This window comes from Pseudomonas oryzihabitans NBRC 102199, assembly GCF_000730625.1.
GTDB lineage: Bacteria > Pseudomonadota > Gammaproteobacteria > Pseudomonadales > Pseudomonadaceae > Chryseomonas > Chryseomonas oryzihabitans.
The window spans coordinates 1-16,360 of sequence record NZ_BBIT01000023.1 but is presented as its reverse complement, the minus strand read 5'-3'; the positions used below and the strand labels follow the sequence as shown (position 1 = coordinate 16,360).

Sequence of the window (16,360 nt, the reverse complement as noted above, 5' to 3'; positions counted from 1 at the left end):
TCTTTTCGCGACGATGCGTGCGCCCATGTCCACATCCCGTCAGGTCTTTCCCTCCGGCTGGCTTCCCTATGCGCTGCTGGCACCCCAGCTGGCGATCACCGCCGTGTTCTTTCTCTGGCCCGCCGGCAAGACGCTCTGGTATTCGCTGCAGAGCGTCGATCCCTTCGGCCTGTCCAGCCAGTTAGTCGGCCTCGACAACTTCCGTCAGCTATTCCAGGACCCGCTGTATCTGGCCTCCTTCTGGACCACCCTGACCTTCAGCGCCCTGGTGACCGGCTGCGGCCTGCTGGTGTCTCTGGTGCTGGCGGCGCTGGTCGACCTGGTGGTGCGCGGCAGTCGGGTCTACCAGACCCTGCTGCTGCTGCCCTATGCGGTGGCGCCGGCCATCGCCGCGGTGCTGTGGATCTTTCTGTTCAACCCCGGTCTCGGTCTGCTCACCCTGCTGCTGGAGCGCTACGGCTATCACTGGAACCACGCCCAGAACGCCGGCCAGGCGATGTTCCTGGTGGTGCTCGCCTCGGTGTGGAAGCAGATCAGCTACAACTTCCTGTTCTTCTTCGCGGCGCTGCAAGCCATCCCGCGCTCGCTCTTGGAGGCAGCCGCCATCGACGGCGCCGGGCCGCTGCGCCGCTTCCTGCAGCTGTCGCTGCCGCTGATCGCGCCGGTCAGCTTCTTCCTGCTGGTGGTCAACCTGGTCTACGCCTTCTTCGACACCTTTCCGGTGATCGACGCCGCCACCGGCGGCGGTCCGGTGCAGGCCACCACCACGCTGATCTACAAGATCTACCGCGAGGGCTACACCGGGCTCGACCTCTCCGCCTCTGCTGCCCAGTCGGTGGTGCTGATGCTGCTGGTCATCGTGCTCACGGTGGTGCAGTTCCGCTATGTCGAACGCCGGGTACGCTATCAATGATCGAGAATCGCCGCGGACTGACGCTGCTGTGCCACCTGATGCTGGTGCTGGGCATCGGCGTCATCCTCTTTCCACTCTATGTGGCCTTCGTGGCCGCCACCCTCGATGACCGGGCGGTGTTCGCCACGCCCATGAGCCTGATCCCGGGGCGCCATCTCTGGGACAACCTCAGCCTGATCTGGACCCAGGGCGTGGGCAACAGCACCGCGCCGTTCTGGCGGTTGCTGCTCAACAGCTTCCTGATGGCGCTGGGCATCACCCTGGGCAAGCTGTCGGTGTCCATCCTCTCGGCCTTCGCCATCGTCTGGTTTCGCTTTCCACTGCGCACCCTGGCCTTCTGGCTGATCTTCATCACCCTGATGCTGCCGGTGGAGGTGCGCATCTTTCCCACCGTGGACACCATCGGCCATTTGGGAATGATGGACAGCTACGCCGGCCTGACCCTGCCGCTGATGGCCTCGGCGACCGCCACCTTCCTGTTCCGCCAGTTCTTCCTGACGCTGCCCGACGAGTTGCTGGAAGCGGCGCGCATCGATGGCGCCTCGCCGATGCGCTTCTTTCGCGACATCGTCCTGCCGCTGTCGCGGACCAACCTGGCGGCGCTGTTCGTCATCACCTTCATCTACGGCTGGAACCAGTACCTCTGGCCGCTGCTGATCGTCAGCAACCCCGATCTTGGCACCGCCGTGGCCGGTATTCGCGGCATGCTCTCGCTCGGCGAGCGGGCGCCGCAGTGGAACCAGGTGATGGCGGCCATGCTGCTCACCCTGATCCCACCGGTGGCGGTGGTGCTGGTCATGCAACGCGCCTTCGTGCGCGGTCTGGTGGATAGCGAAAAATAACCATGGCAAACCTCGAACTCAGAGCCGTCTCCAAGAGCTGGAACGGCAAGACCCAGGTCATCCAGCCGCTCGATCTTCAGGTGGCGGATGGCGAATTCATCGTGCTGGTGGGCCCTTCGGGCTGTGGCAAGTCCACCCTGCTGCGACTGGTGGCCGGGCTGGAGCGGGTCAGCGCCGGTAGCATCCACATCGGCGGGCGGGACGTCACCGCGCTGGAACCCAAGGCGCGCGGCATCGCCATGGTGTTCCAGAACTATGCGCTCTATCCGCACATGAGCGTGGCCGAGAATCTGGCCTGGGGCCTCAAGATCGCCGGTCTCGGCCGCGCCGAGATCGCCACCCGGGTCAAGGAGGCGGCGCGCATCCTGGAACTGGATGGCCTGCTCGAACGGCGGCCGCGAGAGCTGTCCGGCGGCCAGCGCCAACGGGTGGCCATGGGCCGCGCCCTGGTGCGCGATCCGGCGGTGTTTTTGTTCGACGAGCCGCTGTCCAACCTGGACGCCAAGCTGCGGGTGCAGATGCGCCTGGAGTTGCAGCAGCTGCACCAGCGACTCGCGACCACCAGCCTCTATGTCACCCACGACCAGGTGGAGGCCATGACCCTGGCCCAGCGGGTGGTGGTGATGCAGGCAGGGGTGGTCGAACAGCTCGGCACCCCGGTGGAGGTCTACGAACGCCCGGCGACGCGCTTCGTCGCCAGCTTCATCGGCAGTCCGGCAATGAATCTGCTGGACGGCCAGGTCGACGCCGCGGGCAGTCACTGCGACGTGCCGGGCGGTCTGCGGCTGCCCCTCGGGCCGGGCTATCGCCACCTGGCCGGACGCCCGGTCTGCCTGGGCATCCGGCCCGAGCACCTGCAACCCTGCAGCGACCCCGAGCAGGGGCTGCCGCTGGTGGTCCGCACCCTGGAGATCCTCGGCGCCGACAACCTGGCCCATGGGCGCTGGGGCGAGCAGGGGCTGGTGGTGCGCCTGCCGCATCAGCAGCGGCCGGCGCCGGGCCACGTCCTGCAGCTGCGCGCGCCGCAGGAGCACCTGCATCTGTTCGATGCCGCCTCCGGTCAGCGTCTAGAGCCGCGGTACTAGGCTTCAGGCACTAGGCACGCCGGTCCGGTCAGGGCGTGGGGCGGTTTCCCTCCGGCGCCCCGGAGAGGATACTGCGCCCTTTGCCGCGCTGACCGCCGATACCCATGGAAAACCTCCCGCTGTTCGATCTGCCCGCCGCCCCCGAGGAAAAACCCAAGCCCAGGCGCGCCCGCAAGGCTTCGCCCGCCGGCGGCCTGCGCCTGCTGCACACCTCCGACTGGCATCTGGGGCAGCATTTCCTCGGGCGCACCCGCGAGGCCGAGCATCGCGCCTTTCTCGCCTGGCTGGTCGACCAGGTGGCGGAGCAGGAGGTGGACGTGGTGCTGGTGGCGGGAGACATCTTCGACACCGCCACGCCGCCGAGCTACGCCCGCGAGCTGTACAACGGCTTCATCGTCGCCCTGCGCGCTACCGGCGCCAGCCTGGTGGTGCTCGGCGGCAACCATGATTCCGCCGCGGTGCTGGCCGAGTCCCGCGAATTGCTGGCCTGCCTGGACACCCGGGTGATCCCCTGCGTCAGCGCGACGCCAGCCGACCAGCTGTTGGAATTGCGTAGGCGCGACGGCGAGCTCGGCGCGCTGCTCTGCGGCATTCCCTTCGTGCGGCCGCGTGACGTGCTGCAGAGCCAGGCCGGGCAGAGCGCCAATGACAAGCGCCAGGCGCTGCAGCAGGCCATCCAGGGCCACTACGCCGAGCTCTACGCCCTGGCCGAGGCGCGCCGCGCGGAACTGGGCGCGACGCTGCCGATCATCGCCACCGGCCACCTGACCACCGTGGGCGCCAGCGCCAGCGAGTCGGTGCGGGAGATCTATGTCGGCAGTCTCGACGCCTTTCCCACCAGCGCCTTTCCGCCGGCGGACTACATCGCCCTCGGCCATATCCACCGACCCCAGCGGGTTGGCGGCCTGGAGCAGGTGCGCTACAGCGGCTCGCCGCTGTGCCTGAGTTTCGACGAGCAGCGGGACAAGGAAGTCCTGCTGGTGGAGTTCGGCAGTGCCCTGGAGCGGATCACGCCCCTGGCGGTGCCCTGTTTCCAGCCCCTGGCCGTGGTGCAGGGCAGCCTCGACACCCTGGGCGCGGCTCTGATCGAGGCAGCGGCCGATGGCAGTCCCGCTTGCCCGGTGTGGGCCGAGGTGGTGGTGGCCGGTGACGACTACCTGGCCGATCTGCAGCCGCGCATCTCGGCACTGGTGGCCGACCTGCCCCTGGAAGTGTTGCGGGTAAGGCGTGCGCGCAGCCTGGTAGCGCCTACCCTGCAGGGCAATCCGCGCGAGACCCTGGAGGAGCTCAGTCCGCTGGACGTCTTCAGCCAGCGCCTGGCCGCCGAGACCCTGGATGACGAGCTGCGCAGTCGTCTGGAAGGCCTTTATCGCGAGGTTCTCGGCGAGTTGCCGGCCTGATCGCAGCGAAACGCTTCCATCGGACCAGCTTTTTCGTCCGGAACAAGGCCCGTTTGCCCGGGGTCACCCTCTCTATGTAGCCCATACCGGAGGAGACCCCATGCACGACCTATCGCAACCCCTCGCTGCCACGCGCCATGAGCGCACCGACAACCAGGTACCCAATGTCCAGGGCACCGAACGCCTGGTGTCCCTGCTGGGCGGCGGCCTGCTGATCCTTGGCGGTCTGCGCCGCGGTGGTCTGACCGGCTGCGTGAAGCTGGCCCTGGGGGCCATGGCGCTCAGCCGCGGGGTCCGACAGCGGTGTGAACTCAAGGCCGCCTTGCAGCCTTCGCCCTTCGAGCAGGCCTTGGCCGAGCGCTGGGGCTGGCACAATCCCACCGCCATCCAGCGCAGCGTCACCATCGCCAAGCCGCGTGAAGAGGTGTTCGCCTACTGCACCGACCTGCAGCACCTGCGCGAGCTGCTGCCCTTCGTCGACCGCATCGAACTAGGCGCCGATGGCGACAGCCACTGGCATGCCTCCGGTCCCCTGGGGCGCACCCTGAGCTGGACCCTGGAGCAGAGCGAGCGTCGCGAAAACGAATTCCTGCTGTGGAGCACCGTGCCCGGCACGGTCATGGCGCACAAGGCCAGTCTGACCTTCAGCGACGCGCCCCAGGGCCGCGGCACCCTGGTTCAGGCGGTACTGGCCTGCGAAGCCCCGGCCGGCCTGCTCGGCCATGCGGTCACCGAAGGCATCAGCCGCTTCACCGGCAAGGCGGTCAACCTGGGTCTGCGGCGCCTCAAGCAGCAACTGGAGACCGGCGAGATCGCCACCCCCGAGGTCACCCGCAGCGGTCGACCCCTGGCGCCCCCCCATCCGCCGGTGAGCCGTCCGGCCGACGAACCCCAGGCCGACCTCGACGCCGGCCTGGGCACCCAAGCGAGGACCGAATGATGCGCGCCCTGACCTGGCAAGCCCCCAACCGTCTGCAGGTGGAAACCGTCCCGGATCCGGAGATCCTCAACCCGCGTGACGCCATCGTGCGCGTCATCATGTCCTCGGTATGCGGCTCGGACCTGCATCTGCTGGGCGGCTACGTCCCGGCGATGAAGCCGGGCGACATCATCGGCCACGAATTCCTCGCCGAGATCGTCGAACTGGGCAGCGGCCTGCGCAATCAGGGCCTGGCCATCGGCGACCGGGTGGTGACGGTCTCCATCCTCGGCTGCGGTGACTGCGAGCACTGCCAGCGCGAAGACTACAACTGCTGCGACAACAGCAATCCCAAGCCCGAACTGACCGAATTGGCCTATGGGCAGCCCTGCACCGGCATCTTCGGCTACAGCCACGCCTTCGGTGGCTATGCCGGCAGCCATGCCACCTATGTGCGGGTGCCCTATGCCGACGTCAATCTGTTCAAGGTGCCCGACGGGGTCAGCGACGCCCAGGCGGTGTTCGTTTCCGACGCCGTGCCCACCGGCTACTACGCCGCCGACATCGCCGACATCCAGCCCGGCGACACCGTGGCGGTCTGGGGCTGCGGCGGGGTCGGGCAGATGGCCATTCGCAGCGCCTACCTGCTGGGCGCCGAACGGGTCATCGCCATCGACCGCTTCAGCGATCGCCTGCAACTGGCGGCCGAGAAAGCCGGCGCCATCGTCCTCGACTACGAGACCACCAACATCCATGAGGCGCTGCTGGAGCTGACCGGTGGCCGCGGTCCGGATCGCTGCATCGACTGCGTCGGCATGGAGGCCCATGGCACCCAGGTCGACTACGCCTACGACAAGACCAAGCAGCTGCTGCGCCTGCACACCGAGCGCGGTTCGGCGCTGCGCCAGGCCATCCGCGCCTGTCGCAAGGGTGGCACGGTCTCGGTGATCGGGGTCTATGGCGGGGTGATCGACAAATTCCCCATGGGCGCCATCGTCAACAAGGCCCTGACCCTGAGATCGGGCCAGCAGCCGGGCCAGCGCTATGTGGAGCGGCTGTTCGAACACATCCAGAAGGGCGAACTGGATCCGTCCTATCTGCTCACCCATCCGATGAGCCTGGAAGAGTCGCCCTATGGCTACGAGCTGTTCAAGTCCAAGGACAAGAACTGCATGAGGGCGGTATTCATGCCGTGAGGGGTCGCCCGGTGATCTAAGGGCTCACCGGGCTTTCAGCACCTAGACCAGCCAGGTCGCCAGCGGCTGCCACAGCGCCGCGACCTTGTGGCCGCCACTGCAGCTGACCAGCGCCAGGGTGCCCAGGCCGACCAGCAGGGGCATGCCGAGAAAATCTAAGGGAGACAGGGGCGAGCGCACGACGAATCCTCCTGGGATACGTGGTTGCAGAGCGATACCTTGCAGTTGAGAGCGGAGGCCGGAGCAAGTTCAGCGGTGGGCACGACCACAGGTCGAGTGGTCGGTTGGCATGGGCGAGCGCGCCCAACAATGCCAGAATCGGCGGTTCGCCGAGTCGTCCTGGAAAAGCCCGATGAAGATCCTCACCCTGCGCCTGAAGAACCTCAATTCCCTCAAGGGTGAGTGGAAGATCGACTTCACCGCCGAACCCTTCGCCAGTAGCGGCCTGTTCGCCATCACCGGGCCGACCGGGGCGGGCAAGACCACCTTGCTGGACGCCATCTGCCTGGCGCTCTATCACCGCACGCCGCGCATGAGCAAGGTGGGCGGAGAGAGCAACGAACTCATGACCCGTCACACCGGCGACTGCCTCGCCGAGGTGGAATTCGCCGTGCGTGGCGAGCGCTATCGGGCCTTCTGGAGCCAGAGACGCGCCCGCGACCGCGCCGATGGCGCCCTGCAGCCGCCCAAGGTGGAACTGGCCAGGCTCGACGGCAGCATCCTCGCCGAAAAGACCGGCGACAAGCTCAGACTCACCGAAGAACTCACCGGCCTCGACTTCGAGCGCTTCACCCGTTCCATGCTCTTGGCCCAGGGGGGCTTCGCCGCCTTCCTGGAAGCCAGCGCCAGCCAGCGCGCCGAATTGCTGGAAGAGCTGACCGGGACCGCGGTGTACGGGCAGATCTCCCAGCGGGTGTTCGAACGCGCGCGCGAGGCCAAGGGCGTGCTGGAGGGCCTGCGCCAACGCGTCGCCGGGGTCGAGGTGCTGGATGACGAACGCCGTCAGGCACTGGCCGCCGAAGGCACCGGCCTGGCGCAGCGCGAAGAACGCCTGGGCGCGGACCTCAAGACCTTGCAGGTCCAGCGCCAGTGGCTGAGCGCCCTGGAGCAGGCGACGGCGGGCGAGCAGCAGGCCGCCACCCGGCTGGCTGCGGCCCAGCAGGCCTGGAACGCCGCCGAGCCGCAGCGCCAACGGCTGGCCGCGGCCGAGCCGGCGGCGCGGCTGCTGCCCATCGAACAGGCCTGGCGTGAGGCCGCGGCGCGTGAACAGGGCAGCCGGGACGAACTGGCCCAGCTCGACCAGCGGATCCAGACCCTGGCCAGCCGCCGCGACGCCGCCCTGGCCCAGGCCTTGGGCGCCAGTGGCGAACAGCTGCGCCAGGCCGAGGCGGAGCAGGCGCAGGCGCTGGATGAACAACAGCGCCTGGAGCAGAGTCTGGCCGAGCGGACCCGCCATGCCGAACTCGGCGAGCGCCTGGGCGACTGGCGCAGCCAGCTGGCCCTGCGCGACGAAAGAGCCGAGGCCCTGGCGCGCCTGACGCGCCGCCAGGAGGAACAGACCCGTCAGCTGCAGCTGCTGGCCGAGGAACGCGAGGCCCAGCAGGGGGCGCTGACCCGTGCGCAGGCGCAGGCCGCCCAGGCCCAGACGGCGGAGCAGGCCCAGAACGAACGCTGGCAGGCCGCACTGGACGGCCGCGACGAAAAGGCCTGGCGCGCCCTCTGGCAGGCGGCGCTGGGACGGGTCAACGAGGTGGACCAGCTGGACCAACTGGTCGAGCGTCGGCGTCAGCTGCAGGCCCAGCTGGAGCGCCTGGCGCGCAGCCAGGGTGAGCGCCAGCGCCAGCATGGCGAGCATCAGGTGCGCCTGGAGGCCCTGCGTGGACGCTATCGTGAAGTCGCCCAGCAGGTGCGCGAGCGCGAAAAGCTGCTCGAACAGGAAAGGGTCATCCGCAGCCTGGAAGCCCAGCGCGCCGAGTTGCAGCCCGACGAACCCTGTCCGCTGTGCGGCTCCCGCGAACACCCCGCGGTGGCCGACTATGCCGCCCTGGACGTCTCCGCCACCCAGACCGCCCTGCAGGACGCCAAGGCCGAGCTGGAGCGCCTGACCCAGGAAGGCAAGGACCTCAGCGAAGCCCTGGCGGCGCTCAAGGCGCAACTCGATCAGGCCAACGAGCAGCAGGCCGAGGCCAGTCAGCAGCTGGACCAGTTGGGCGAACTCTGGCGCCAGCGTTGCACGGCCCTGGGCGCCGATCCCGAGGCGCCCGGTGCCATCGCCGAATTGCGCCGCCGGCAGGATCAGGAACTGGCGCGCATTCAGCAGGTGCTCGCCACCCTCGATGGCCTGCGTCAGCAGGGCGAGGAGAGGCGCAACGAAGCCCAGCGCCTGGCGCGTCAGCAGGCCGATGCCGAACAGCGCCTGGCGCTGGCCGAGGCCGCCTGGGAGCGGGCGCGCCAGGCGCTGGCCGAAGGTGCCGAGGAGCTGCGTCAGGCCCAGGCACAACAGGCCAGGGCCGAGCGGCAGCTGGGCGAGGAACTGGCTGGCTGGGGTCATGAAGTCCCCGGTCGTGCCGGCGAATGGCTGGCCCAGCGCGACCAGGAGTGGCGGCTCTGGCAGGCCGACAGCCAGCGCGCGCAGGCCTTGCAGCAGCTGCACAGGGACCTCGCCCAGCGCCTGGCCACCCTGACCCCGCTGGTCGCGACCTGGCGCCAGCGCGCCGGCGAGGTCGTCCCCGCCCCGGTAGCGCCGGAGGCCGCTACGGCCGTGCTCGCCGAGGCGACCGCGACCTGGGAAGACTGCCGCGAGCAGGGTGCGGCGCTGCAGGGCACGCACCAGGCGCTGCACGAGCGGCTGGCGTGTGAGGTGCAACTGGCCCGCGAAGCCGGCGAGCGCTGGCAGGCCGCCCTGGCCGCCAGTGCCTTCGCCGATGCCGCGGCCTGGCGCGCCGCGCAACTGGACGACGACGAGCACTCCGTCCTGACCGCGGAGCGCACCCGCCTCGAGACCGCCCTGACCGAAGCCCGCGCCCTGGCAGGGGCCGCGCGGGAGCGGTACGCCGCCCTGGCTGCCGAGCCGCTCACCGAGCGCAGCGCCGCCGAGCTGGATGCCGAACTGGCCGCCGCCGGCGCCGAATTGCGCGCCCTGGGTCAGCGCCAGGGCGAGGTCAATGCCGCCCTGCGCGAAGACGAACGGCGGCGGGACGGCCTGCAGGCGCTGCTCGGCGAGATCGCCGCCCAGGAGCGCGATCACGATCTCTGGCAGCATCTCAACGGCCTGATCGGCTCGGCGGATGGCGCCAAGTTCCGCAAGTTCGCCCAGGGCCTGACCCTGGATCACCTGGTGCACCTGGCCAATGGTCAGCTGATGCGCCTGCACGGTCGCTATCGACTCTTCCGGCGCCAGGCCGCCGAACTGGAGTTGCAGATCCTCGACACCTGGCAGGCCGATGCCCTGCGCGACATCCGTACCCTCTCCGGCGGCGAGAGCTTCCTGGTGAGTCTGGCCCTGGCGCTGGCCTTGTCCGATCTGGTCAGCCAGCGCACCGGCATCGATTCGCTGTTTCTCGACGAAGGCTTCGGCACCCTTGATGGCGAGACCCTGGAGGTCGCCCTGGATGCCCTCGACCAGCTCAATGCCAGTGGCAAGACCATCGGCATCATCAGCCACGTGGAGGCCCTCAAGGAGCGCATCCCGGTGCAGCTCAAGGTGCGCAAGGGCGTCGGCCTGGGCCATAGCGGCCTGGAGCGGCGCTATGCGGTGGAGAAAAACGCGACCGAGTGAGTAATTTTTCCGGTGCAGTGGTCGAAGCCTAGCGCGAAGCGAAACGTCGAAACTGTTAACGTAGACGGGTTCGCCTCGTCTGCTGGCGTTATGGCATCTCCTTCTCCTACCGGCCACTAACCACCATGTCCCAGTTCCTTGCCGTCGGCCTGTTCGAATACGATCCCAGCAGCGCCAGATGGCGCGCGGATGCCGCCTGCGCGGCCATGCTGGAACGGGACGCCGAGGTACTGGCCCGGGGGCTCGCGCCCGCCGAGTTGCTGAGCGATCTGCAGAGCCGCAGCGCGCCACCCGAGGGCTTGCTGCCCGCCCCGGGACAGGTCTGGGAGGCCTGGCGCCAGGGCGCCGATGGCCAGCTGCGCTGCCTGCAGTTCCAGCGGCGCGAGGCCGGCGGCGTAGTGCTGGACGTCACCGCGCAGCGTCGCCATGAAGCCGAACTCTGGCAGGGCGAGGCCTTCAAGCGCAGCGTCATGGTCTGCAGCGTCGACTGCATCAAGCTGATCGATCTGGAAGGCCGCCTGGAGTACATGAATCCGGGCGGTCTCATGGTCATGGAGATCGACGACTTCATTCCCTTTCAGGGCCGCCACTGGGCCGAACTCTGGCCCGAGGAGCAGCGCCATGAGGTGACCGCCGCCATCGAGGCGGCGCGGCAGGGCGGCATCGGCCGTTTCACCGGACTCGCGCCCACCGCCAAGGGCACCCGGCGCTGGTGGGACGTGGTGGTCACGCCGATCCTGGGCGATGACGGCCAGACCCTGAAATTTCTTTCCATCTCCCGCGATGTCAGCGAAGCCGTCCATACCCGCGAGGCGCTGGACGAACTCAATCGCAACCTCGAAGAGCGCATCGAAGCGCGCAGCCAGGAGCTGGTAGCCCTGGAAGAAGAGTTGCGCCAGGCGCAGAAGATGGAAGCCATCGGCCAACTCACCGGCGGCATCGCCCACGACTTCAACAACCTGCTGACCGGCATCGTCGGCTCCCTCGACCTGATGCGCCGCCGGGTGCAACAGGGCCGTATCCAGGAGCTGGAACGCTACCTGGACACCGCCACCCGCTCGGCGGAGAACGCCGCGGCCCTGACCCAGCGGCTGCTGGCCTTCGCCCGCCGCCAGGTGCTCGAACCCCGCCCGGTGGATGCCGGCCAGCTGGTGCAGGGCATGCACGAATTGCTGCGCCACAGTCTGGGCAAGAAGATCCGCAAGGACGTCCAGCTCGACACCGACCTCTGGCTGCTGCACTGCGATCCGCACCAGCTGGAAAACGCCATCCTCAACCTGGCCATCAACGCCCGCGACGCCATGCCCGAGGGCGGCAACCTGAGCATCCGGGTGGACAATGTCAGCGGACCCCTGAGCATCGGTCTGCCGATCGAGACGGTGGACGGCGATTTCGTCCGCATCCAGGTCTGCGATACCGGCACCGGCATGGACGCCGATACCCTCAAGCGCGCCTGCGAACCCTTCTTCACCACCAAACCCAGCGGGCGCGGCACCGGACTCGGGCTGTCGATGATCTACGGTTTCGTCCGCCAGTCCGGTGGCCAGGTGGAGATCCACTCGGTGGTGGGCGAGGGCACCTGCATCAGCCTCTATCTGCCGCGGCTGCTGGCCCGGCCGGCGCCGGAAAGCGCACCCAACGACGCCGAGGGCCCGGTGCTGCCGGAAGTCTCCGGCGACTGCGCGCTGATCGTCGAAGAAGAGCGCGAAGTCCGCGTCATCATCGGCGAGGTGCTGGCGGAACTGGGCTACACGCCGCTGGCAGTGGCCGACAGCGCCACCGCTGTCGCGCTCATCGCCTCCGGCACCCTGCGCATCGACCTGCTGGTGACCAGTCTCGGTCTCGCCGGGCTGGACGGCCGGCAACTGGCCGAGCAGGCGCGAGCCACCACGCCCGGACTGCCGGTGCTCTATCTGTCCGGCCAGGCGGATCCGGCGTCCCTGCCGGAGCTGGCGGAAGAGGGCGTCGAACTCATCGGCAAACCCTTCGGCCTGGAAGAGCTGGCGCGCTGCGTGAGGCGTCTGCGTCCGGGCGGCTGAGCCGGTCGCGGCGAACTGTCGCGGCGCGCCAGGGTCGATCCTTTCGAGTCGCAACCTCCGTTGCGGCTGCTGTCGTGTCGACAAGAAAAGGAGCGCTTCATGAAACGCCTGCCACCTGCGCCACCCGCGCGGATGCTCGTCCTGTCCCTGTCCATCGCCTTTCTCGCCGCCTGCGCCCATGAGGGCAGCAAGCCGGAAACCCCGACCTGGAGTTGGCGCGACGCCAGCAACGCTCGCGCCGTACCGCCGGACCAGGCCTATCCCGAGCTGTTCGCCGCGGTGCAGCAGGGCAAGCTGTTCAGCGACCAGAAGCACTTCGTCGATGCCCTGCCCAAGCGCAATCCAGCCGACATCCGCCAGGACTACCTGGCCCAGCGCGACAAACCCGGCTTCGACCTCAAGGCCTTCGTCAGCGCCAACTTCGAAGAATCCGATCCTATCAAGGCCGCCCCGCCCAAGGCGGGGGCCGACCTGCCGACCCACGTCAAGGACCTCTGGCCGGTGCTGACCCGCCATTACGAAGAGGTGCCGGCCTACAGCAGCCTGCTGCCGCTGCCCAAGCCCTATGTGGTGCCGGGTGGCCGCTTCCGCGAGGTCTACTACTGGGATTCCTACTTCACCATGCTGGGGCTGGCCAAGGACGGGCGCACCGACCTGGTCCGCGACATGGTGGACAACTTCGCCCATGAGATCGACGTCTACGGTCACATCCCCAACGGCAACCGCAGCTACTACCTGAGTCGCTCGCAGCCGCCGTTCTTCGCCTACATGGTCGATCTGCAGGCCAGCCTGGAGGGCGACTCCGCCTATCGCCGCTACCTGCCGCAGCTGCAGAAGGAATACGCCTACTGGATGGCCGGCGCCGAAGGCCTGCAACCGGGCCAGGCCAATGCCCATGTGGTCAGGCTGGCCGATGGCACCCTGCTCAATCGCTACTGGGATGCCCGGGACACCCCGCGTCAGGAGTCCTACATGGAAGACCTGGCCACCGCCGCCCAGGCCAAGGGCCGACCGGCCGGCGAGGTCTATCGCGACCTGCGCGCCGGCGCCGAGAGCGGTTGGGACTTCTCCTCGCGCTGGCTGGGCGACGGCAAGACCCTGGCGACCATCCGCACCACCGCCATCGCGCCGGTTGACCTCAACAGCCTGCTCTATCACCTGGAGCAGACCATCGCCAAGGCCTGCGAGAAGACCGGCGAGGCCAGTTGCGTCCAGGCCTACAGCCAGAAGGCCAAGACCCGTCAGCAGGCCATCGACCGCTACCTGTGGAATCCGGCCGGTTACTACACCGACTTCGACTGGCAGGCCAAGCGCCGCACCGACAAGCTCTCCGCCGCCACCCTGTTCCCGCTGTTCGTGGGCGCCGCCAGCCAGAGCAGTGCCGACCAGACCGCGGCGACCGTGGCCAACCAGCTGCTGCGTCCGGGCGGCATCGCCACCACCACGGTCAAGACCGGCCAGCAGTGGGACGAACCCAATGGCTGGGCACCGCTGCAGTGGGTGGCCGTGGACGGCCTGCGCCGCTACCAGCAGGACAAGCTGGCCGCCGACATCGGCACCCGCTTCCTGACCCAGGTGCAGAACCTCTACGCCCGGGAGCAGAAGCTGGTGGAGAAATACGACCTCACCGGCGGCCAGGGTGGCGGTGGCGGCGAGTACGAGTTGCAGGACGGCTTCGGCTGGACCAATGGCGTCACGCTCAAGCTGCTCGAACTCTACAAACCGCAACCCGGCGCGAAATAGGGCAAAAGAAAAGGTCCGCTACGGCGGACCTTTTTCATCGCGTGAAATCCGTAGGTTGGGCTGAGACAGCTCCATCGTCGAAGCCCAACAATCTGGACGTGCTGACTCACCCGTTGGGCTTCGCTGCGCTCAACCCAACCTAGGGGCGGCTCTTTCCCCCTCTCCCTCCGGGAGAGGGCCGGGGTGAGGGCAAACCCTACGCCAGATCCATCCGGATGCTGGCCCTAGACGTCACAGCGGATCCACCGGCGGCGCATCGTCCTCGTCGGCCGGCAACTCCGCCGGATGCAGCCCTTCCGGGTCTTCATCCTCGGGCAGCGGCAGGATGGCGTTCATCAGCTGTACTCCGGATTGCGCGGATTCTTCTGCGGCAGGCGCTCCTCGACCGGCTTGTCATCCGGATCTTCCCCCACGGGCTCCTCGGGATCGGGCGCGATGTCCGGATCGATGTCCAGGTCGTCGGGGTTTTCCTTGATCTGATCGTTCATGCGGCCTCCGCGAGTGGTTGTCAAACGTTGGGCAGACCCCCTGGCGCGAAGTTCGCCACCGGCGATCAGCGATAGCCTCTGGCCTGCAGATCGAACAGCTGGGCATAGCGACCACCGCTGGCCAGCAACCCCTCGTGATCGCCCCGCTCGCGGACCTCCCCATCTTCCAGCACCAGGATCTGGTCGGCGTTGCGCACGCTGGAGAAGCGATGGGAGATCAGCAGGGTCATGCGTTGCTGCGCCTGGGCGCGAAAGCGCTCGAAGATCACCGCCTCGGCCGCGGCGTCCAGCGCGGCGGTGGGTTCGTCCAGCACCAGGATGTCGGCGTCCTCGCGCATGTAGGCGCGGGACAGGGCGATCTTCTGCCACTGCCCGCCGGACAGTTCCTGGCCGCCCATGAACCAGCGTCCGAGCTGGGTCTCGTAGCCCTCGCGCAGACCGGCGATAACCTCGTCGGCCAGCCCCTGCTCGGCCGCCTTGCGCCAGCGCGCCTCGTCATTGAAGGCCTGGGTGTCGCCGACGCCCAGGTTTTCACCGGCGGTGAGCTGGTAGCGGATGAAGTCCTGGAAGATGACGCCGATGCGCCTGTGCAGGGCCGCCGGCTGCCACTCCTGCAGATCGCTGCCATCGAGCAGGATACGGCCTTGCGTCGGGCTGTGCAGGCGGGTCAGCAACTTGATCAGGGTGGTCTTGCCCGAACCGTTGGCCCCCACCAGCGCCAGGCTCTGGCCCGGCGCCAGGTGAAAGCCGATGTCCTTGAGCGTTGGCGCGGCCGCACCCGGATAGGTGAAGCCGACCCCTTCGAATCTCAGGCCGTCGCCAGGCTGGCTGCCGGCGGTGAGGCTGCCGCCTTCGGCGCTGGTCGGCTGGCCCAGGTAGTCATAGAGATTGCTCAGGTAGAGGCTGTCCTCGTAGAGGCCGCCCAGGGCGGTCAGGCTGGCGCTGACCGCGGCCTGGCCCTGGCGGAACAGGGTGAGATAGAGGGTCATCTGGCCCAGGCTCAGGCGGCCGCGCACGGTATCGAGCACCACCCAGGCATAGGCGGCATAGAAGGCGAGGGTGCCCAGCAGCCCAAAGACGAAACCCCAGCCGTCACGTCTCAGCGTCAGGCGGCGGTCCTCTGCGTAGAGCTTGGCGAAGGTGGTGCGATAGCGCTCCAGCAGCAGCGGCGCCAGGCCGAACAGCTTGACCTCCTTGATGTAGGCCTCGTGGGAAAGCAGCGTCTCCAGATAGGTCTGGCGGCGGGTCTCGGGCGCACGCCGGCTGAACAGGCGAAAGGCATCGCCGGAAAAGCGCGCCTCGGCCAGGAACACCGGTAGGGCGCCCACCACCAGCAACAGCAGCGCCCAGGGCGAGAAATGCACCAGCAACACGGCGAAGCTGATCAGGGAAATGAGGTTCTGCAACAGGGTCAGGGACTTGGTCACCAGCGCCAGGGGCCGGATGGAGGCCTCGCGCCGGGCCCGCACCAGCTTGTCGTAGAAGTCGGCGTCCTCGAACTGCGCCAGCGACAGGGTCTGGGCCTTTTCCAGGATCAGCAGATTCACGGTCTGCCCAAGGCGTACCCGCAGCAGCGATTGCTGCACCGACAGCAGCCGCTGGGCGCCCGCCAGGGCCGCCAGTACCCCGGCTTCGGCCAGCACGAACTTCAGTACCGGCCACAGCGGTGCCTGGCCCTGGTCGGCATGCAGCCGCATGGCCGCCACCACGGCATCGACGATGCGCTGCCCCAGCCAGGCGGCCAGTGCCGGCAGCAGGCCGGCGACGAGGGTCGCCAGGATCAGGCCGATCATCAGCGCGGGAGAGGTACTCCAGACCAGGCCGGCAGCGCGGCGCATCTGCTGTTGCACGATAGCGAAGGAGGTCGAGAGGGCCATGGCGGATCTTCGGCGGGGGTCAGCATTAGTCGAGGCGGCGGTCGCCATGTTCCCCAGGCTATGGCAAAAGGCTTACATCG

At 68.2% G+C, this 16,360-nt stretch carries 11 protein-coding genes; 9 read left to right on the top strand and 2 right to left on the bottom strand.

Features of this window, described 5'->3' with window-relative positions; all coding sequences use genetic code 11:
- Positions 1-25: 25 nt before the first annotated feature.
- From ugpA to treA, 9 genes are all read left to right on the top strand, one after another.
- Complete coding sequence (ugpA, locus tag POR01S_RS21230; RefSeq protein WP_042138214.1) at positions 26-913, top strand: sn-glycerol-3-phosphate ABC transporter permease UgpA; 888 nt, start codon at positions 26-28, stop codon at positions 911-913.
- Positions 910-1,755 (top strand): sn-glycerol-3-phosphate ABC transporter permease UgpE, encoded by an 846-nt coding sequence (ugpE, locus tag POR01S_RS21225; protein ID WP_007162547.1) that lies wholly within the window; start codon positions 910-912, stop codon positions 1,753-1,755. The genes ugpA and ugpE overlap by 4 nt, the downstream gene beginning before the upstream one ends.
- Positions 1,756-1,757: 2 nt before the next feature.
- On the top strand, positions 1,758-2,840 hold the full coding sequence (locus tag POR01S_RS21220) for a sn-glycerol-3-phosphate import ATP-binding protein UgpC (protein ID WP_042138212.1): 1,083 nt from the start codon (positions 1,758-1,760) through the stop codon (positions 2,838-2,840).
- A 194-nt stretch (positions 2,841-3,034) separates the two neighbouring features.
- Complete coding sequence (gene sbcD / locus POR01S_RS21215; RefSeq protein ID WP_042138280.1) at positions 3,035-4,240, top strand: exonuclease subunit SbcD; 1,206 nt, start codon at positions 3,035-3,037, stop codon at positions 4,238-4,240.
- Positions 4,241-4,340: 100 nt separating this feature from the next.
- Positions 4,341-5,180, top strand: a complete 840-nt coding sequence (locus POR01S_RS21210) for an SRPBCC family protein (RefSeq protein WP_042138210.1) — start codon at positions 4,341-4,343, stop codon at positions 5,178-5,180.
- Complete coding sequence (locus POR01S_RS21205) at positions 5,180-6,355, top strand: zinc-dependent alcohol dehydrogenase (protein ID WP_027599041.1); 1,176 nt, start codon at positions 5,180-5,182, stop codon at positions 6,353-6,355. Before POR01S_RS21210 ends, POR01S_RS21205 begins: the two co-directional genes overlap by 1 nt.
- A 352-nt stretch (positions 6,356-6,707) precedes the next feature.
- A complete protein-coding gene (locus tag POR01S_RS21200; RefSeq protein ID WP_042138208.1) occupies positions 6,708-10,133 on the top strand; it encodes an AAA family ATPase in 3,426 nt (1,141 codons plus the stop codon).
- 125 nt (positions 10,134-10,258) lie between these two features.
- Positions 10,259-12,172: a hybrid sensor histidine kinase/response regulator gene (locus tag POR01S_RS21195; RefSeq protein WP_042138206.1), complete on the top strand. Its 1,914-nt coding sequence runs from the start codon at positions 10,259-10,261 to the stop codon at positions 12,170-12,172.
- A 99-nt stretch (positions 12,173-12,271) separates the two neighbouring features.
- Positions 12,272-13,915, top strand: a complete 1,644-nt coding sequence (gene treA, locus POR01S_RS21190; RefSeq protein ID WP_007162539.1) for an alpha,alpha-trehalase TreA — start codon at positions 12,272-12,274, stop codon at positions 13,913-13,915.
- Positions 13,916-14,250: 335 nt separating this feature from the next.
- On the opposite strand, the gene POR01S_RS23870 is transcribed toward treA, so the two are convergent.
- Together POR01S_RS23870 and POR01S_RS21185 are read right to left on the bottom strand one after the other, a co-directional pair.
- Positions 14,251-14,403, bottom strand: a complete 153-nt coding sequence (locus tag POR01S_RS23870; protein ID WP_007162537.1) for a hypothetical protein — start codon at positions 14,401-14,403, stop codon at positions 14,251-14,253.
- Positions 14,404-14,468: 65 nt separating this feature from the next.
- Positions 14,469-16,280, bottom strand: coding sequence for an ABC transporter ATP-binding protein (locus POR01S_RS21185; RefSeq protein ID WP_042138204.1), 1,812 nt, complete (start codon positions 16,278-16,280; stop codon positions 14,469-14,471).
- Between the last annotated feature and the right edge of the window lie 80 nt (positions 16,281-16,360).

Coding starts and splice junctions, on each gene's coding strand:
- ugpA (WP_042138214.1), top strand. CDS start 26: ATGTCCACATCCCGTCAGGTCTTTCCCTCCGGCTGGCTTCCCTATGCG.
- ugpE (WP_007162547.1), top strand. CDS start 910: ATGATCGAGAATCGCCGCGGACTGACGCTGCTGTGCCACCTGATGCTG.
- POR01S_RS21220 (WP_042138212.1), top strand. CDS start 1,758: ATGGCAAACCTCGAACTCAGAGCCGTCTCCAAGAGCTGGAACGGCAAG.
- POR01S_RS21210 (WP_042138210.1), top strand. CDS start 4,341: ATGCACGACCTATCGCAACCCCTCGCTGCCACGCGCCATGAGCGCACC.
- POR01S_RS21205 (WP_027599041.1), top strand. CDS start 5,180: ATGCGCGCCCTGACCTGGCAAGCCCCCAACCGTCTGCAGGTGGAAACC.
- POR01S_RS21200 (WP_042138208.1), top strand. CDS start 6,708: ATGAAGATCCTCACCCTGCGCCTGAAGAACCTCAATTCCCTCAAGGGT.
- POR01S_RS21195 (WP_042138206.1), top strand. CDS start 10,259: ATGTCCCAGTTCCTTGCCGTCGGCCTGTTCGAATACGATCCCAGCAGC.
- treA (WP_007162539.1), top strand. CDS start 12,272: ATGAAACGCCTGCCACCTGCGCCACCCGCGCGGATGCTCGTCCTGTCC.
- POR01S_RS23870 (WP_007162537.1), bottom strand. CDS start 14,403: ATGAACGATCAGATCAAGGAAAACCCCGACGACCTGGACATCGATCCG.
- POR01S_RS21185 (WP_042138204.1), bottom strand. CDS start 16,280: ATGGCCCTCTCGACCTCCTTCGCTATCGTGCAACAGCAGATGCGCCGC.